The organism is Pseudomonas syringae group sp. 243L2, from assembly GCF_032587875.1.
Lineage (GTDB): Bacteria > Pseudomonadota > Gammaproteobacteria > Pseudomonadales > Pseudomonadaceae > Aquipseudomonas > Aquipseudomonas amygdali.
This window is the reverse complement of record NZ_JAWHPL010000017.1, coordinates 131,562-150,373: the sequence shown is the minus strand read 5'-3', so window position 1 is coordinate 150,373 and position 18,812 is coordinate 131,562. Positions and strand designations below refer to the sequence as shown.

17 protein-coding genes are annotated in these 18,812 nt (G+C 57.9%); 4 read left to right on the top strand and 13 right to left on the bottom strand.

Going from position 1 to position 18,812, the window contains the following annotated elements:
* Window positions 1–205 precede the first annotated feature (205 nt).
* Genes RYB66_RS09760 through RYB66_RS09745 form a run of 4 tightly spaced genes read right to left on the bottom strand, consistent with a single transcriptional unit; the run spans window position 206 to window position 4,538 of the window.
* Complete coding sequence (locus RYB66_RS09760; protein ID WP_004658235.1) at window positions 206–634, bottom strand: group I truncated hemoglobin; 429 nt, start codon at window positions 632–634, stop codon at window positions 206–208.
* Complete coding sequence (locus RYB66_RS09755; protein ID WP_005779243.1) at window positions 634–1,509, bottom strand: DUF3034 family protein; 876 nt, start codon at window positions 1,507–1,509, stop codon at window positions 634–636. The genes RYB66_RS09760 and RYB66_RS09755 overlap by 1 nt, the downstream gene beginning before the upstream one ends.
* Window positions 1,510–1,512: 3 nt before the next feature.
* On the bottom strand, window positions 1,513–3,867 hold the full coding sequence (locus tag RYB66_RS09750; protein WP_005779241.1) for an EAL domain-containing protein: 2,355 nt from the start codon (window positions 3,865–3,867) through the stop codon (window positions 1,513–1,515).
* A complete protein-coding gene (locus tag RYB66_RS09745) occupies window positions 3,864–4,538 on the bottom strand; it encodes a methylamine utilization protein (RefSeq protein ID WP_316894310.1) in 675 nt (224 codons plus the stop codon). The genes RYB66_RS09750 and RYB66_RS09745 overlap by 4 nt, the downstream gene beginning before the upstream one ends.
* 182 nt (window positions 4,539–4,720) lie before the next feature.
* On the opposite strand from RYB66_RS09745, the gene lon reads away from it, so the two are divergent.
* From lon to cmoB, 4 genes are all read left to right on the top strand, one after another.
* Complete coding sequence (lon, locus tag RYB66_RS09740) at window positions 4,721–7,138, top strand: endopeptidase La (protein WP_005746592.1); 2,418 nt, start codon at window positions 4,721–4,723, stop codon at window positions 7,136–7,138.
* Between the two features lie 330 nt (window positions 7,139–7,468).
* Window positions 7,469–7,861 (top strand): protease inhibitor I42 family protein, encoded by a 393-nt coding sequence (locus tag RYB66_RS09735; RefSeq protein WP_002554900.1) that lies wholly within the window; start codon window positions 7,469–7,471, stop codon window positions 7,859–7,861.
* 100 nt (window positions 7,862–7,961) lie between these two features.
* Window positions 7,962–8,705, top strand: coding sequence for a carboxy-S-adenosyl-L-methionine synthase CmoA (gene cmoA / locus RYB66_RS09730; protein WP_005735111.1), 744 nt, complete (start codon window positions 7,962–7,964; stop codon window positions 8,703–8,705).
* Complete coding sequence (gene cmoB / locus RYB66_RS09725) at window positions 8,702–9,661, top strand: tRNA 5-methoxyuridine(34)/uridine 5-oxyacetic acid(34) synthase CmoB (protein WP_002554902.1); 960 nt, start codon at window positions 8,702–8,704, stop codon at window positions 9,659–9,661. The genes cmoA and cmoB overlap by 4 nt, the downstream gene beginning before the upstream one ends.
* A 9-nt stretch (window positions 9,662–9,670) precedes the next feature.
* Here the strand turns inward: cmoB and pdxJ are convergent, their stop codons facing one another.
* From pdxJ to RYB66_RS09680, 9 genes are all read right to left on the bottom strand, one after another.
* Entirely contained in the window at window positions 9,671–10,411 is a 741-nt protein-coding gene (gene pdxJ / locus RYB66_RS09720; RefSeq protein WP_005746594.1) for a pyridoxine 5'-phosphate synthase, read from the bottom strand.
* Window positions 10,412–10,470: 59 nt separating this feature from the next.
* Window positions 10,471–11,154 (bottom strand): DNA repair protein RecO, encoded by a 684-nt coding sequence (recO, locus tag RYB66_RS09715; protein ID WP_002554904.1) that lies wholly within the window; start codon window positions 11,152–11,154, stop codon window positions 10,471–10,473.
* Between the two features lie 60 nt (window positions 11,155–11,214).
* Window positions 11,215–12,117, bottom strand: coding sequence for a GTPase Era (era, locus tag RYB66_RS09710; RefSeq protein ID WP_003363707.1), 903 nt, complete (start codon window positions 12,115–12,117; stop codon window positions 11,215–11,217).
* Entirely contained in the window at window positions 12,110–12,799 is a 690-nt protein-coding gene (gene rnc, locus RYB66_RS09705) for a ribonuclease III (protein WP_002554906.1), read from the bottom strand. The genes era and rnc overlap by 8 nt, the downstream gene beginning before the upstream one ends.
* On the bottom strand, window positions 12,796–13,173 hold the full coding sequence (locus RYB66_RS09700) for a DUF4845 domain-containing protein (protein WP_002554907.1): 378 nt from the start codon (window positions 13,171–13,173) through the stop codon (window positions 12,796–12,798). Before RYB66_RS09700 ends, rnc begins: the two co-directional genes overlap by 4 nt.
* 116 nt (window positions 13,174–13,289) lie before the next feature.
* Complete coding sequence (lepB, locus tag RYB66_RS09695; protein WP_002554908.1) at window positions 13,290–14,144, bottom strand: signal peptidase I; 855 nt, start codon at window positions 14,142–14,144, stop codon at window positions 13,290–13,292.
* A 9-nt stretch (window positions 14,145–14,153) separates the two neighbouring features.
* Window positions 14,154–15,950 carry a translation elongation factor 4 gene (gene lepA, locus RYB66_RS09690; RefSeq protein WP_044299832.1) on the bottom strand — a complete coding sequence of 599 codons (1,797 nt, stop codon included), beginning with the start codon at window positions 15,948–15,950 and terminating at the stop codon, window positions 14,154–14,156.
* 171 nt (window positions 15,951–16,121) lie between these two features.
* Window positions 16,122–17,546: a DegQ family serine endoprotease gene (locus tag RYB66_RS09685; protein ID WP_223216152.1), complete on the bottom strand. Its 1,425-nt coding sequence runs from the start codon at window positions 17,544–17,546 to the stop codon at window positions 16,122–16,124.
* A 298-nt stretch (window positions 17,547–17,844) separates the two neighbouring features.
* Complete coding sequence (locus RYB66_RS09680; protein ID WP_005746598.1) at window positions 17,845–18,804, bottom strand: MucB/RseB C-terminal domain-containing protein; 960 nt, start codon at window positions 18,802–18,804, stop codon at window positions 17,845–17,847.
* Window positions 18,805–18,812 lie beyond the last annotated feature (8 nt).

The window sequence follows — 18,812 nt, the reverse complement described above, 5'->3', positions numbered from 1 at the left end:
GGCGCGGCGTCGATTTGTGACGCGGAGCGTCACGAACGGCATGCCAACGCGGAGCATTGGCACGATAGTGTTCTCGCGCAAGTGCTCTCCCTGAAGATTATCGTTCCGCACGCTCCAGCGTGGGAACGCCGTTCTGGACGCTCTGCGTCCGATCCTGGACGCGGAGCATTGACACGATAGTCAGACTGCACTTAAAGGCTACGAATTACTTACCGACCACGTCGCCACGCATTGGCGCCAACCGGGCGATCAAACGGTTCTGGACCGGAACCGGGACGTTCTCGGTGTCCATCGCTGCGATCAGGTTTTCAACCAGCGCGTTGAAATCGCTGGGGGTAAGGTTCTGGCCCTTGTGCGACTCGGCCATGCTGTCACCGGTGTAACGGCACGGGCCGCCCGCTTCGACACAGAGTTGCTCGACCAGTTTGTCGCGCAGACGCACGATGTCGACTTTCTTGAAGCGCTCGACAATCCGGTCATCCCTGGCCACGTTCATGAGCATGCCTTCGACGATGCGCTGGATGCCGGCACGCTGGCCAAGGTCTCGATAAAGACTGTCATCCTTGGGGGGCTGTTGCTGTTGGGCGCAACCGGCCAGCACCGTCAGCATCAGACAGATCAGCAAGCGTCTCATCAGAAACTCCCCTGCACAGACAGATAAGTGCCGTTCTGGTTATCCAGCGTGGCGATTTCGCCCAGACGGGCGTAGGCCAATACAACGGACAGATGCTTGTTGGGGAAATAACCGAGAAACACATCTGCCCAGTCGCTCTCGCCAGCAAACGAAAGATTATCCGGCTTTTCGCGATATTCGACGCCAAGCGCCCAGCGCGGATTGAACAGCACCGCTACCGAGCCCTCCTTGAGCAGACTGCGACTGTCACGCCGGTCCCCGCCAAACCCGAGCAGACCGGTTTCGTTGGCGCGGCTATAACGCATGCCACCGTTGACCACGACGTTGTAGCCAAACGCCGCGCCCATGAACAGCCGACTGGCCGTCAGATACCCTTCGACATCCGAATCACGCTTGGCCCCCACCAGACTCGGGATCAGGAAATCGTTCTGATGCTTGTACTGCACGCCCAGGGAAACCTGCGGCAGGCTTTCATAGATCAGGTCGCCGAACAGGCGCACTTTGACGCCGAACACGTCCTGGCTGAGGTTGTCGTCCGGCAGGCTGAGCCTGTGCTGCAGGTTGCTGATATCGAAACGTTGGTGAGCATAGGAAAACTCGACGCGGTTGCCATAGGCGACGGCGAGGCCTGCCACATCAAGGTTGTAGTCCGGCAGATTGATGTGCGTGGCGAAGGCTGTCGCCCCCCACTCGCCTTGCTCGCTGTAACCGGTGATCACCGCCCATGGGGTGATACCGCCACCGGCGCTGCCCTCAATACTGGTTGCGCCACCTGTGGCGATAAGTCGGCCGTTGTCGCCCAGCGCGAGCGTCGGGGCAACCCCTGCCACACCCGCCAAAAGATAACTCAACAGTAATGATGTCTTGTAGGACATGGATTAATTCACCATAAGACTGGGTGATGCCTGATACGTAGCAATCCATGCCTCAAATGCTGACGCCGTCAGCGGCCGACTGATCAGGTAACCCTGGGCCGTATCGCAATGCCAACGCCGGAGCAGGTCCAGACTGTGTTGGTACTCGACACCCTCTGCCACCACCTTGAGTCCGAGGTTATGGCTCATTTCGATGGTCGACCGCACGATCACCGCGTCTTCGCTGGTTTCATCCAGGTTGCGCACGAAAGACTGGTCGATTTTCAACTCCTGCACTGGCAGACGCTTCAAGTGGGCCAGTGACGAGTAACCGGTGCCGAAGTCATCGACCGACAGGCTGATACCGCAGTCGCGTAGACGATGCAGAACCACCAGGGCTTTCTCCGGCTCGCTCATGACCGCGCTCTCGGTTATCTCAAATACCAGTTGTTCGGCAGGCACCGCGTATTGCTTGAGCAGTTTCATGACATAACCGGCCAGATCGTCGCCCAGCAGGTCGTCGGCGGAAATGTTGACCGATACCTGCAGCACCAGACCGCGCTGGCGCCATTCGGCCAACTGACGCATTGCCTCTTCGATAACCCAGTTAGTCAGCAGGTTGATACTGCCGGTGCGCTCGGCGAGCACAATGAATTCGGCTGGCGAAACATTGCCAAAGCGCGGGTGAGTCCAGCGCAGCAGGGCTTCCGCCTGACGAACATAGCCCTGACGGATATCCAGTTTGGGTTGGTAATGGAGCATCAGTTCGCCATTCTGCGGAGCCTTGCGCAGGTCGCGGATCAGACATATCTGACGCTGGTGAGCGAGGTCACGTCCGTCCTGGTAGATCTGCAGGCGACCGGGAATGAACGCTGCGTCCTTGCGTGCAATCGCCGCACGGTTGACCAGTTCCTGAGCCGAATCACCGTGTTCCGGATAAACCGTGATGCCTATGCAGCACTCAAGCATCAGATCATGGTTGTCGATACGTTGCGGCTCGCTGAGCAAACGCTGCACGGCGTCGGCCATGCCCACCGCGCCGTCACTGGCAGTGTTGTCCAGCAACAGCAAGAACTCGTTGGCACTCAGCCGTGCCACCGTGTCGCCAGACCGCAAATTGCCCTGCAAACGCTGCCCCAACTGGCGTAACAGTTGCTCAACGCCTTCGGCACCCGCACTTTCGTTGATCGTGGCCAGGTTCTCGATGCCTAGGTACAGCAAGGCGACCGTGCGATTTGCCGCAATCAAACTGCCAAGACGTTCCATCACCAACGCTCGATTGGGCAGGCCGGTCAGGTTGTCGTGCAGAGCGTTGTGAGCCAACTGCCCTTCGCGCACGGCGATGCCCTGTTGCATGGTGTTGATCGCGTCGGCGAGCATGCCCAATTCGTCACTGCGCACCAGGGTTACCGGCGTTTTATAGTCACCATCGCCAATACGTTTGGCCGCAATAGCCAACTCCTGCACCGGCAGCGACACGCTGCGGGCCAGCGCCAGCGTACCCAGCAGCGACGCCAGCAATGCGATCATGGAAATCCAGAAAATCTTTTCATTCAGCGGTGCAAACGCTTGATAAGCCTTGTCCAGCGGGCTCTGCAACAGCGCGATCACTTGTCCGTCGTCGCCATTGCTGCTTTTGGCCAGCATCAGCGTTTGACTGAGAAAGTTGAGGTTCGCTTGCTCGGTCAGCAGCATCTGCCCTTCAGAGGAACTGCGCATCAGCTCGATCAGACCAGCGTACAAGGCTTTCGGCTGGGTGCTGATCAGTTCCCCGGACTGACCGTTTTCCACCGTGAGAAACGACACTTCCAGCCCACTGAGAGAACGCAGCTCTTCGGCAATGCCACTGTCGATGGTGAAGCCCATCACCACGCGGCCTATCGGCAACGGCGCAAGCACGGTACTTTCCACCAGCAAATGAGGTATTCCGCCACCCGGAATAATAAGCACTGACTGACCGGCACGCTTGGCGTTGCGCAGCGCCTGGTCATAGACAAACCTGGACCCCTCCGGCACCGCTGTCTCGGTACTGGCAACCACCACGCCATCCATGCCCAGCAGGAACATATCGCTGGCGTTGATGCGTTTGCCATGATTGAGCAATACCGATCGAATGGTCGATGAATCGGCACTCGCTACAGCATCACGAAACCCGAAGTCGGCCGCCAACAGTTGCACGGCGTCACGCAGACGCTTGCCGCGCAGATCAATCAGCCGCTCGAACACACGGCTACCCACTTCCAGCTGCGCCTGGGCCTGAGTGCGCACCGCGTCGTCGGTCGCAACCTTGACCGCGAGAAAGACTGCGCCCACGACAATCAGCAACAGGGCAATCAGAACCCCGGCGATGCGCGCCTGAAAGCTGGCTTTAAATTTCATTCATGTGCGGCCTTGTGAAAAGCGTCGCCGAAACCGCCGGGGGCCGGCTTGCCAGGTTTATCCTCGGCTTTCACTTCGACCGCGAGGTTGAAACGCTGGGTGAGGCCCGATGCGGGCACATCGAATTCACCGCCCGATACAGGCTGCATGTCTTCAATTTGCGGATGCCAGAGCGTGGCAGCGTAGTGTCCGGCTGGCACCTGATCGAGTTTGAGCAGGCCATTGCTGTCCGTCACGCCGAACCAGGGTTCGTCCGTGACATAGATGTAGCCGACCATCCAGTCATGGATGTTGCAGCCCAGCACTACCACACCAGGCTTGTCGAACAACAGCGGTTCCGAGGGGGTGCCTTCGTAAAGTCGCAACTCGAAACGCTTGGCCGGGGAAAAGGAATAAACCTGATGGCGGATGTTGTCGCTGTTGGGAAACTTGACCTGCGTGCCGGTGTGTACCGCCAGCACATGCGGTGCAAACTCCTGGTCGCGCTGGTCCATGGCAGCCTTAAGCACTGCGGGCGACGGATCAGCCGGGCCTTTGAGCGTCACTACTGCATCTGCGAGGGGCTTGCCCTGCTTGTCGAGTACCTGCGCGGTAAAGGTAGAAGCCGATGCATTCGCAGCCGATGCCATCCATAGTCCAGCCAGTAATGCCGAAATAAATACGTTGGTCATACCTGATTCAACCCGTAACGGCAGCGCCGTAAATGAAATAAGCCAGCGCTGGCCAGCACGGACTGGACCAACAACTAATAAATGACAGTTTTGCAACCGCTTTACAGACTATCGACCAAGACTATTGAAACCTGAGGGCTGCTGCCCCATCTAAGAAGCATGTTCAACTTCTCAGGTGCCCCATGAGCGACCAGCAGACAGACTCGCCAGATTTGCCCGATGACGCAGACGAGCACGACGTGTCTCTGAGCTCCGACAGCACCTCGCTTGCCTTGCCCGGCCAGAACCTGCCCGACAAGGTTTACATCATCCCGATCCACAACCGTCCGTTCTTTCCGGCGCAGGTCTTGCCGGTTATCGTCAACGAAGAACCGTGGGCCGAAACGCTGGAACTGGTCAGTAAGTCCGAGCACCATTCGCTGGCGTTGTTCTTTATGGACACTCCTCAGGAAGACCCGCGCCACTTCAAGACCGATGCGCTTCCCGAGTACGGCACTCTGGTCAAGGTTCACCACGCCAGCCGCGAAAATGGCCGGTTGCAGTTTGTGGCGCAAGGCTTGAGCCGTGTGCGCATTCGTACCTGGCTCAAGCATCACCGCCCACCGTATCTGGTGGAAGTTGAATACCCGCAGCAACCCAACGATCCGACTGACGAGGTGAAGGCTTACGGCATGGCTTTGATCAACGCGATCAAAGAGCTGCTGCCGCTCAACCCGCTGTACAGCGAAGAGCTGAAGAATTACCTCAACCGCTTCAGCCCCAATGATCCTTCGCCGCTCACCGACTTCGCCGCGGCCCTTACTTCGGCCACCGGCGTCGAGCTGCAAGAGGTACTCGACTGTGTGCCGATGCTCAGGCGCATGGAGAAAGTCCTGCCGATGCTGCGCAAGGAAGTCGAGGTCGCCCGCCTGCAGAAGGAAATTTCTGCCGAGGTCAATCGCAAGATCGGCGAGCATCAGCGTCAGTTCTTCCTCAAGGAGCAGCTCAAGGTTATTCAGCAGGAGCTGGGGCTGAGCAAGGACGACCGTAGTGCCGACATCGAACAGTTCGAACAGCGACTGGAAGGCAAGACCCTGCCACCGCAGGCGCGCAAGAAGTTCGACGAAGAAATAGGCAAGCTCAAGGTGCTGGAAACCGGCTCGCCGGAATACGCCGTGACGCGTAATTATCTGGACTGGACCAGTTCGTTGCCGTGGGGTGTCTACGGCGAAGACAAACTGGACCTCAAGCACGCTCGTAAAGTGCTCGATCAACACCATGCCGGCCTGGATGACATCAAGGCGCGCATTCTCGAGTTTCTTGCAGTGGGTGCCTATAAAGGCGAGATCAGCGGCTCGATCGTCCTGCTGGTGGGCCCACCGGGTGTCGGCAAGACCAGCGTCGGCCGCTCGATTGCCGAGTCGCTGGGGCGACCATTCTATCGACTGAGCGTGGGCGGCATGCGCGACGAGGCCGAAATCAAGGGCCACCGCCGTACCTACATCGGCGCCCAGCCAGGCAAGCTGGTGCAGGCGCTGAAGGATGTAGAAGTCATGAACCCGGTCATCATGCTCGATGAAATCGACAAGATGGGCCAAAGCTACCAGGGCGACCCGGCGTCTGCGCTGCTGGAAACCCTGGACCCGGAACAGAACGTCGAATTCCTCGATCACTACCTGGACCTGCGTCTGGACCTTTCCAAAGTCCTGTTCGTGTGCACCGCCAACACCCTGGACTCAATCCCCGGCCCGCTCCTTGACCGCATGGAAGTGATTCGCCTGTCCGGCTATATCACTGAAGAGAAGCTTGCGATTGCCAAACGCCACCTGTGGCCAAAGCAATTGGAGAAAGCCGGTGTTGCCAAAAGCAAGCTGAGCATCAGCGACAGCGCCCTGCGCGCCGTCATCGAAGGCTACGCTCGCGAAGCCGGTGTGCGGCATCTGGAAAAACAACTGGGCAAGCTGGTGCGCAAAGCGGTGGTCAAACTGCTGGATACGCCTGACTCGGTGATCAAGATCGGCCCGAAAGACCTTGAAGCGTCATTGGGCATGCCGGTGTTTCGCAGCGAACAGGTGCTGTCGGGCACCGGTGTGATCACAGGCCTGGCCTGGACCAGTATGGGCGGCGCGACGTTACCGATTGAAGCAACGCGCATTCACACCCTGAATCGCGGCTTCAAACTGACCGGGCAACTGGGCGATGTCATGAAAGAGTCGGCTGAAATTGCCTACAGCTACGTCAGCGCCAACCTGTCGAAGTTTGGCGGCGACGCGAAGTTCTTCGATGAAGCGTTTGTACACGTACACGTTCCCGAAGGTGCAACCCCGAAAGATGGCCCTAGCGCGGGCGTTACCATGGCCAGCGCCCTGCTGTCCCTGGCGCGTAACCAACCGCCGAAAAAAGGCGTGGCCATGACCGGCGAACTGACCCTGACCGGGCACGTATTGCCTATCGGCGGGGTGCGCGAGAAAGTCATTGCCGCGCGACGTCAGAAGATTCACGAACTGATCCTTCCGGAACCTAACCGTGGCAACTTCGAAGAACTGCCGGACTATCTCAAGGAAGGTATCACCGTTCACTTTGCCAAACGCTTTGCAGATGTGGTGAAGGTGTTGTTTTAAAGATTGATGCGGGGGCACGTCTCACACTGACTCGCTCCCGCGCCCTTCGGGCAGAATCAAAAGCGGACGTGTGTTTAACGCTGAATGATCTGACCCACAATGGGACTTCTGCCCGCAGGGCGTGGGAGCGGGCTTGTCCGCGAAGACGATGCTTCAGACGACGTATTTTCGGCGATCATACTGGCTCTTTCGCGGACAAGTCCGCTCCCACGGCCTTGACTATCTGATCTGATCAACTGATTCCGATCCTGAGCGGTATACCTGCCGTACTCCCCCCTAAAACCCTGATCGGTTATCCTTGCGCCTCGTCTCGCAAAACCGGAACTTGCCATGACCCCTGCCCGTTTCCTTGCACCGTTGAGCCTTGCGCTGCTGACGGCGTGCGCGCAAACACCGAAAAACATCGTGTCCATTGAGGCTGAAAACGACTGCCCACTGACGCTCCAGAGCGGACAGACGCTGATCCTCACCCTGCCCAGCAACCCGACAACCGGCTTTCGCTGGCTGACCCAAAACCCGGCGCAGAACATCCTGCGCAGCCTCGGGCCGGAGGTGTATGCCAACGCCGAGAGCAAGGAGATGGTCGGCAGCGGCGGGCAGTCAGTCTGGCGCTACAAGGCAACCGACGCAGGCACCGGACGACTGGTGATGACCTACCAACAGCCGTGGGCTCCGGAAGTGGCGCCGGAGCAGACTTTCGAATGCGCAATCACGGTGAACTGACCGTTTGCCCGCGGCTTGTCCGAAGGCACGCGCTGCACCATGCATCACGGCGACAACTTGGCTAGAATGCCCGCTTTTCAAAGCCTTCGCCGGAACCGCCGTGAGCAAAGAAACCGACCGCATTTTCGCCCAGCCACTGGCCCAGGTGCCTGACTTCGCCTTCAACGAAGACGTGGTGCGGGTCTTCCCGGACATGATCAAACGCTCGGTGCCCGGCTATCCGACGATTGTCGAAAACCTCGGCGTACTTGCCGCGCAGTTCGCCCAGCCGGATACCGTACTTTACGACCTTGGCAGTTCGCTGGGTGCCGTGACTCAAGCCTTGCGTCGCCATGTACGCAGCGAAGGCTGTGAAGTCATTGCGATAGATAACTCCAGTGCGATGGTCGAGCGCTGCCGTGAGTACCTCAATGCGCAGAACTCCATGTTTCAGGAGCTGTTGCCGGTGCAGGTCATCGAAGGTGACATTCTGGCGCTGGAGTTCAAGCCCGCGTCGGTGGTCGCGCTTAACTTCACCCTGCAATTCATTGCCCCCGAGCAGCGTCTGACATTGCTCGGGCGCATTCGTGATGCGCTGGTGCCAGGCGGCGCGTTGATCCTTTCGGAGAAACTGCGTTTTGATGACGAACAGGAGCATGCGCTGCTGACGGATCTGCACATCGCTTTCAAGCGCGCCAACGGCTACAGCGATCTGGAAATTGCCCAGAAGCGCAGTGCCATCGAAAACGTGATGAAGCCCGACAGCCTGGAAGAACATCGCCAACGTCTGCTCGCCGCCGGTTTTTCCAAGGTGGTGCCCTGGTTTCAATGCCTTAACTTCACCTCGTTGATTGCCCTGCCATGATTGATCTCGCTCCTCTTGTCCGCCGTCTGGCGGGAACACCTCTGGCTGATTGGGCAAACGGCTTGCAAGCCCAGCTTGATACGAAAATGGCCAAGGGTCATGGTGACTTGCAGCGCTGGCAAAGTGCGCTGGACGCGCTTCCAGACCTGCAACCCGAGCGAATCGATCTGCTCGATAGCTTTACCCTGCAAGCCGAGTGCAACGGCGAAACCCGAACCGTGCTGCGCAAGGCGTTATTAGGCCTGTCGCCTTGGCGCAAAGGGCCGTTCAATGTGTTCGGCGTACATATCGACACCGAATGGCGCTCGGACTGGAAGTGGTCACGGGTATCGCCGCATCTGGACCTGAAGGGCAAACGGGTTCTGGATGTTGGTTGCGGCAACGGCTATTACCAGTGGCGCATGCTCGGTGCCGGGGCTGACAGCGTGATTGGTGTTGACCCCAACTGGCTGTTCTTCTGCCAGTTTCAGGCCATGCAGCGCTACCTGCCTGACCTTCCTGCCTGGCATCTGCCCTTCGCACTTGAGGACTTGCCAGCCAACCTGGAAGGCTTCGATACGGTGTTCTCAATGGGGGTGCTGTATCACCGCAAATCGCCCATCGACCATTTGCTGGCCTTGAAAGACTGCCTGGTAAAAGGCGGCGAGCTGGTGATGGAAACTTTGGTAGTGCCGGGCGATGTTCATCAGGTGCTGGTGCCGGAGGACCGTTACGCACAGATGCGCAATGTCTGGTTCCTGCCGTCGGTGCCCGCGCTGGAACTGTGGATGCGCCGCGCAGGCTTCACCGATGTGCGCTGCGTCGACGTCAGCCATACGACGATCGAAGAACAGCGCAGCACCGAATGGATGCGCTTCCAGTCACTGAGCGACTATCTGGACCCTGCCGATCACAGCAAGACCGTCGAAGGCTTGCCAGCGCCGATGCGCGCTGTGATTGTGGGGCGCAAGCCTTGATCAGGACGACTACCGAGCGGCCGCCACGATCAACGCTTTCATCTCGGCCACTGCCGCCTTGAACCCTACGAACAGAGCATGAGCCACCAACGCATGGCCGATGTTCAGTTCGTTGATGCCCTTGATCGCGGCGACTGCTTCGACGTTATGATAATGCAGGCCGTGACCGGCATTGACGATCAGGCCCTGGGCGAGACCAAACGCTACGCCGTCGGCGACCCGCTGCAGTTCTTCGGCGACTTCAGTCGGGGTCTGAGCATCGGCATAGCGACCGGTATGCAGTTCAATGGCAGGTGCACCGACGCGCTTTGAAGCGGCGATCTGGCGCTCATCGGCGTCGATAAACAACGAGACCTCGCAGCCGATTTTCGCCAGCCGCTCGACCGCTGCCTTGATCCGCGCTTCCTGGCCCGCGACGTCCAGCCCGCCTTCGGTAGTCAGCTCCTGGCGTGTCTCCGGCACCAGGCAGATATGCGCAGGACGAATGCGCTCGGCAAACGCGAGCATTTCTTCGGTCACGCCCATCTCGAAATTCATGCGGGTCTGCAGCACGTCCTTGAGCAGCAAGACGTCACGTTCCTGAATATGTCGACGGTCTTCACGCAGGTGAACGGTGATGCCGTCGGCACCTGCCTCTTCGGCATCCAGTGCTGCCTTGACCGGGTCCGGATAGCGCGTGCCACGAGCCTGACGCAAGGTGGCTACATGGTCGATATTCACGCCGAGAAGAATGCGAGTGCTTTGGGTCACGGTGGTCTCCAGAAAAATGAGCGAGCTGGTCGAAGCAGGCTGTAGAGAATAAAGCCTGATCAAGGCTTGCGAAACAGTTCACGACTGACTAACGGGCGACCGCCCAAGTGTACCGCCAACGCCTGACGCATCAGACGCTTGGCAGCAGACAACGCACCGGGGACGCTCCAGTCCGCTTCGGACATGGCCAGCAATTCTGCGCCTTGAAACAGGCCGGGCTGAAGCAGGTAAACACGCTCAAGCCCGGCATCCACTTGCAGGCGGTACATGCCATCAATTGCCAGCGGCTCGCCGTTGATGTCGGCGTCCATGGCAAAGCCGTAGCCCAGATCATCCAGCAACCGCCATTCGAACGAACGCAGCAAAGGTTCCAGCGGACGGCCCAGCGCGAGGGCCAGCAATGTGGCGGCGTAATGTTCGAATACGGCTGGATGCGGATCTTCGGCAGGCAACAGGCGAATCAGCAGTTCGTTGAGGTACATGCCGCTGAACAGCGCCTCGCCGGTCATCCAGGTAGCAACGCCTGCGCTTTCCATGCGGCCGACATTCTTGAGTTCGCCACGCCCACGAAACTCGACTTCAAGCGGCACGAACGGACGTGCCAGCGAGCCTGCCTTGCCTTTGGCACTGCGCAGCACGGCACGTAGCCGCCCCTGGGGCGTGAGGAAATCGACCAGCGCGCTGTTTTCGCGATACGCACGGCTATGGAGCACATAAGCAGGTTGGCCGGTGGGCGCGCTCATCAGGCTGGCTCGAAAGAGAAGTGTTCGCCCAACCGCAGGAGGGTCAGGCGAAAGGGCAGCTTAGAGGTCGCCGTAGCCGAGCGAGCGAAGGGCGCGCTCGTCATCGGACCAGCCACCTTTGACCTTGACCCACAGGTTAAGCATGACTTTGGAGTCGAACAGCAGCTCCATGTCGCGACGCGCATCACTGCCAATGCGCTTGATACGGTCGCCCTTGTCGCCAATGATGATTTTCTTCTGCCCGTCACGCTCGACAAGAATCAGCGCATGGATATGCAGGGTGCGGCCCTGCTGCTTGAACTCTTCGATCTCGACGGTGATCTGGTATGGAAGCTCGGCACCCAACTGACGCATGATCTTCTCGCGAACCAGCTCGGCAGCCAGAAAGCGGCTGCTGCGATCAGTGATCTGATCTTCCGGGAAGAAGTGATCATTCTCGGGCAGGTGCGAGGCAATCAGGCTTTCCAGCGCTTCCAGGTTGTGGCCATGCTGCGCGGAAATAGGCACGATGGACGCATTCGGCAGTTGGCCTTGCAGCCACTCCAGGTGCGGCATCAGATCGCTCTTGTCTTCAATGCGATCGGTTTTGTTGATCGCCAGAATGACCGGGCCTTGCACGTACTGAACACGCTCCAGAACCATCTGGTCTTCGTCGGTCCAGCGGGTGCGATCCACGACGAAGATCACCACGTCGACGTCTTTCAACGCAGCCGAAGCAGTCTTGTTCATGTAGCGGTTGAGCGCTTTCTCGCCATTCTTGTGCATGCCGGGAGTGTCGACATAGATCGCCTGCACGGCACCCTCGGTCTTGATCCCGAGCATGTTGTGACGCGTGGTCTGCGGCTTGCGCGAGGTGATCGCCAGCTTTTGACCCAGAATATGGTTGAGCAGCGTGGACTTGCCTACGTTGGGACGGCCGACAATGGCAACATAGCCACAGCGTGTTGCGGTTGTATCATTCATGACCGTTCTCCACGCCCAGGGCAATAAGTGCTGCTGCTGCGGCTACCTGTTCGGCAATCCGGCGGCTGACACCCTGTCCTCGGCTTTTTTCATTCAATAGGTTGATCTCGCATTCGACGAAAAACGTCCGGCAATGCGGTTCACCCTGGATATCCACCACCTCGTAACGCGGCAGCTCGCAGGCCCGCGATTGGAGAAATTCCTGCAGTCGGGTCTTGGGGTCCTTGTTGGTGTCTACCAGCGTCAGGCTGTCGAACTCGGTCGTCAGCCAGGCCAGAACGCGCTCGCGCGCAGCCTCCATGCCAGCGTCCAGGTAGATCGCCCCGATCAGCGCTTCAAGGGCGTCGGCGAGAATCGACTCGCGACGGAAACCACCGCTTTTCAGCTCGCCGGACCCCAGGCGAAGGTACTCGCCCAGATCGAAACCACGGGCCAGCAACGCAAGGGTTTCACCCTTCACCAGGCGCGCACGCAAGCGCGACAACTGGCCTTCGCGGGCCTGAGGGAAGCGTTCGAACAACGCCTCACCCGCCACGAAGTTGAGAATGGCATCACCGAGAAATTCCAGACGCTCGTTGTTGCGACCGGCAAAACTGCGATGGGTCAGGGCAAGGACCATCAGTTCCTGATCCTTGAAGGTATAGCCGAGCTGACGCTCAAGGCGGCTCAAGGATACGCTCACGGTTTACCCACACTGAATTGCTTGTCGAACTTCATCACCAGATCGATGTTCTGGAACCACGGTTCACGCTGCTCATAGTTCAAATGAGCCTTGAACGCATTGTTCTCCACCGTCACTTTCAACGCCTTGTTCAAATCTATATCCCGAATGCTGTTGACCTGCATGTTCTTACCGACATAACCGTAGAAATCGTCGACCGTGGTAATGTCCAGGGCCTGATTGGTGTCGACCGTTTCGATGATTTTCTTCATCGTCATATAGTCGAGGTAATGCGGGACCAGCTTGAAGGCCGTGCTCGTCGCGAACGCGACAAGCGCCAGCACCAACAGCCATCCCACTAGCGAAAAACCTTTTTGAGAAGTAGAGAACGTCATGTTCGACTTCAACCTCGAGAGTTCACTGCCTGCCCGACCGGGTCGACTCAGGGTTCAGAGGCGTTTCCAGTCAGCCCAAATGACATACGGCGCTGCTCCAGGCAGCGCCGCATCGATTACTTGATCAACCCTACGCGTGCAAAATTAGGGAAGTGGCTCAATTTCGGTTCCGGCCAGCTCATCCAGACGGCGAACGCCTTGCCTACGATGTTCTTGTCCGGGACCATGCCCAGTTCGTCCTTGGGAATATTGGGATCATCCCAGTAACGGCTGTCATTCGAGTTGTCGCGGTTGTCGCCCATCATGAAGTAGTGCGCAGCAGGCACTGTCCATTCACTGTCAGGCGGCGCACGGTATCGGCTCATTTCCTGACGGATCTGATGTTCGACTGCGCCCAGTTGTTCTTCGTACAGTTCTGCACTGCCCAATGTACCGGGCTCGGTGCCGATCAGTTTCTTGGCAACCAGCTCACCGTTGATGAACAACCGCTTGTCGCTGGTATAGCGAATGCGATCACCCGGCAGACCGACGACACGCTTGATGTAGTTGACGCTTGGGTCGCTTGGGTAGCGGAAGACCATCACATCGCCACGCTGCGGATCACCGAGCTGGATGACCTTCTGATCCAGTACCGGCAGGCGGATGCCATACGCGAATTTGTTGACCAGAATGAAATCACCCACATCCAGCGTCGGCTTCATGGAGCCCGAAGGAATCTGGAACGGCTCTACCAGAAACGAACGGAGCACCAGCACGATAAACAACACTGGAAAGAACGATTTGCCGTACTCAACCAGCAAAGGCTCTTTGTTCAAGCGCTCTACGACAGCAATGTCAGGTTCGCCGACGCTTCCCTGATAGTTCGAAATGGCAGCCCGGCGACGAGGCGCCAGGATGACCAGATCAATCAGTGCAAGCACGCCACAGACGAACACAGCGATGACCAACAACAGCGGAAAATTTAGTGACATAGGACCTGACTATTCCAACCTGAGCACTGCGAGGAAGGCTTCCTGTGGAATTTCCACGTTACCGACCTGCTTCATGCGTTTCTTACCGGCCTTTTGCTTCTCCAGCAATTTACGCTTGCGGCTGACGTCGCCGCCGTAGCATTTGGCCAGTACGTTCTTTCTAAGCGCCTTGACGGTTGTCCGGGCCACGATCTGACCGCCAATGGCGGCCTGAATTGCCACGTCGAACATTTGTCGAGGGATCAGCTCTTTCATCTTCTCGGTCAACGCACGCCCTTTGTAATGAGCGTTGTCGCGGTGAACGATCAATGCCAGGGCATCGACCTTCTCGGCGTTGATCAGAACGTCGAGCTTGACCAGGTTGGCCGACTGGTAACGATCAAAATGATAATCCAGGGAAGCATAACCGCGGCTGACAGACTTGAGACGATCGAAGAAGTCCAGAACCACTTCGTTCATCGGCAAATCGTAGCTCACCTGAACCTGGGTGCCGAGGAACAGCATGTCGTGCTGTACGCCACGTTTTTCGATGCACAACGTAATGACGTTGCCCAAGTGCTCCTGCGGCACAAGAATATTTGCGCGAACGATAGGCTCGCGCATGTCTTCGATGGACGACAGGTCAGGCAGTTTGGACGGGTTATCGACATAAATCGTTTCGCCGGTCTTCAGCAACAGCTCGAAGATTACGGTTGGCGCGGTGGTGATCAGGTCGAGATTGTATTCACGCTCAAGACGCTCCTGGATGATCTCCATGTGGAGCATGCCGAGGAAGCCACAACGGAAGCCGAAGCCCAGTGCATCGGAGCTTTCCGGCAGGTATTGCAGCGAAGAGTCATTCAGCGTCAGCTTTTGCAGGGCTTCACGGAAGTCTTCGAAATCGTCCGAGCTGACCGGGAACAGGCCGGCGTATACCTGAGGCTGGATACGCTTGAAACCGGGCAGCACGTCTACATCGGGCGTGCTGCTCAGGGTCAGGGTGTCACCAACCGGCGCGCCGTGAATGTCCTTGATGCCGGCAATGATAAAGCCCACTTCGCCGGCTTTCAGATCAACGGTTGCCGTGTGCTTGGGGTTGAACACGCCAACGCTGTCGACCAGATGCAGCTTGCCGGTGGACTTGACGAGGATCTTGTCGCCTTTCTTGACGCGACCGTGGCGCACGCGCACCAGAGACACGACGCCCAGGTAATTGTCGAACCAGGAATCGATGATCAACGCTTGCAGCGGATCTTCGATGTTGCCGGTCGGTGCGGGAATGGTTGCTACCAGACGCTCGAGGACCTCGTCCACGCCCATGCCGCTCTTGGCGCTGCACGCCACGGCATCGGTGGCGTCGATACCGATGATCTTCTCGATCTCTTCCTTGACGCGGTCCGGATCGGCCTGCGGCAAGTCCATCTTGTTCAATACCGGCATGACCTCTAGGCCCTGCTCGATGGCGGTGTAGCAGTTGGCGACCGATTGAGCCTCGACGCCCTGCCCTGCATCGACCACCAGCAATGCACCTTCGCACGCGGCCAGCGAACGGCTGACTTCATAGGTGAAGTCGACGTGCCCCGGGGTGTCAATGAAGTTCAACTGGTAGGTGATACCGTCTTTGGCCTTGTAATACAGGGTAACGCTATGGGCCTTGATGGTGATCCCGCGCTCGCGCTCAAGATCCATGGAGTCGAGCACCTGGGCTTCCATTTCGCGCTCGGACAGGCCGCCGCACATTTGAATGAAGCGGTCGGCCAGCGTCGACTTGCCATGGTCAATGTGGGCGATGATGGAGAAATTGCGGATATGACTCAAATCACTCACGGATCAACACTCAAAAAGGTTGCAGGCAGATTGCCCGCCGAAAAATAGCCGGGAATTGTACCTGAACTAAGCAAGAGGCGTCACGCTTACAGGTACCCGGATAGGCGCAAGGTAAACAAACAGGTACAAAAAAGGGTGGCCGCAGCCACCCTTCCCGGTCAAACCGCCCTGTTACTCGGACAGCTTGAAGGTGATGAAGGTCGCACGGCCCTGACGCAGAACACGCATCGAAACAGAGCGATCCTTGGGCAGGCTTTTCGCCACCTCAGTGAACTGCTTACTGGACGTAATCGCCTGGTTGTTCAGATGAGTGATCACATCACCCGGCTGCAGGCCAATCAGCGAAGCCGGACCACCTGTGACTTCCTTGATGGCCACACCGCCCTTGAGGTCCAGGGATTTCTTCTGCTCGGCAGTCAGTTCGATCACCGACACGCCCAGACGGTTGCTGCTGCGTTCGGCGCCTGTGCCAGCAACATCGCCCATTTCCTGACCTTCGTCAGGCAGCGCGCCAACAGTGACCGTCAGCTTCTGACGCTTGCCGTCGCGAATCACTTCAAGTTCGGCCTTACTGCCGTCCTTGAGGTTGCCTATCAAGTGCGGCAGGTCAGCCGACATGATGATTGGCTGACCGTTGGCACTCAGAATCACGTCGCCAACCTGCAGGCCACCCTTGGCAGCCGGGCCATCTTCAAGCACCTGAGCAACCAGCGCACCGGCAGGCTTGTCCAGACCAAACGATTCGGCAAGGTCCTTGTTCACTTCCTGAATAACCACACCCAACCAGCCACGGCTGACTTTGCCGCTGGCCTTGAGCTGGTTGGCCACATCCATGGCGACGTCAATCGGAATCGCGAACGACAGCCCCATGAAACCACCGGAGCGGGTAAATATCTGCGAGTTGATCCCGACTACCTCACCCGCCATGTTGAACAGCGGGCCACCCGAATTACCCGGGTTGATGGCAACGTCCGTCTGAATGAACGGCACATACGTGTCGTTTGGCAGACTACGACCCTTGGCGCTGACAATGCCTTTGGTCACGGAGTGATCGAAGCCGAATGGCGAGCCGATCGCCAGCACCCACTCACCCACCTTGAGCGTATTGGAGTTGCCCAGTTTCGCTGTAGGGAGGTCCTTGCCGTCAATTTTCAGAACCGCAACGTCGGTGCGCGAGTCGGTACCGATCAGCTTGGCTTTCAACTCGCTGCGATCGGAAAGGCGCACAAGAATCTCGTCGGCACCGTCGATCACATGGTTATTGGTCAGAATGTAACCATCGGGGGAAATGATAAAGCCCGAGCCCAGTGACTGGGCTTCGCGCTGACGATCACCCTTGCCGGCTCCCGGCGGACGCGACCCTGGCGGCATGCTGCGCTCGAGAAATTCGCGCAGCATGGGCGGCAAGCCTTCCAGGTCAGGCATCTGCTGATTGGCTATGGCGCGATCAGGCAGTTTCTGGCGCGTACTGATATTCACCACTGCTGGCGAGGCCTGCTCGACCAGCCCGGTAAAATCCGGCAGGTTCTCGGCTTGAGCCGTAGCAACCTGGCCGAGCATGAGCACAGCGGCAATCAGTGAAAAGTAGGACTTCATGCGTGGTATCGACATATAGCTCCCGTTGGTAACGAGCAAAAAATTAAGCAGTACAAGCAACTGACTCAAAGACCTCAAGCAGCGATGCTCATCTCTGGATCAGCGACATGGCCTCTGGAAACGACAAAAGGCCAAAGCTGCGAGGCTGTGACCTATAGAAAAAAACCAGAGTTTTTGCAATGTGCAAACCTCACCAAACATTTCAGTACCTGCGCCCAGGCCAGGTTGAATGCGCCCTGGCGACTCTTGAAACCCAGGATGAAAATTTTTACATCCTGGAATTCGTGACTTCAAATGTTTATTTTTTGGCTGGAGATTCGTCGTTACGCATCGACAAGGCTATACGCTCGGCGGTACCCATCGGTATTTCTCCGACGACCGTCACCATCATGTCGCCCTGCGGTGTTGTGAGACGACGCGAGACCGCCACTGTCGGGCCTAGCTGAGTGCGAATATCCGAAGATGCGCCGCCTTTCACTGCCTCGATGAACACTGAAAAACGCGCCAGACCGTCGCCATACATCAGATGGGTAACGGAGGATTGCGTGGAGGAGTCCTTGCGCACGCCACTGCTGCTGACTTCGAAACCAGGCGGCAGCCAATCAGAATGCCATGCCACAGCACTTATGGACGGCTCAGGCTTGGCTTTCAACACAGACACGGGCTTGCAGTCGGCGCTAGTCTTGAGCATTTGCTCGGACAGAACGCCGGCGGTATCGAGATCGGTAAACTGGAAACGTTCGAGCAGTTGCCCCTTCTCGCTCAACAGAAGCGACTTGAGCACAAGACCGGTTTCGTTATCCAGGTGAAGTTCAAGGCCGTATCGATGCTGGTCCTTGGGGGACAGCGCAACGATAGTAGCCTGACGACCGGCCACTCTGGATTTTCCAACAATTTTTATGTCGTACCAAGAGGAAAGTCTTTTGACATCGAATGCGCGGGCAGATGAGTCGGCCGGATTGGCCACACCCGCTTCAAGCGTGCCGCTGACGCACTGTGTAAGCCCGTCAACACGCAGAACTTCCTGAGCAGAGCCATCAAGCTGCAACAAACGCTCCTGAACATGCCCATCCGCTATGCGGTGCCAGATTCGATGGGTAGAAAAACTACCATTGCGTTCGTATACAAAGGTGCCTTGATAGCTCTGCTGCTGATCAACCTTGGCAAGACGATTGATTGCGTCTTGCGCATCATCAGCCTGTACCGGGAGGGCAAGCCATCCACCAAGCAGTAATGGCAGTAGAGGGACGGCTCGCATGATCCTCC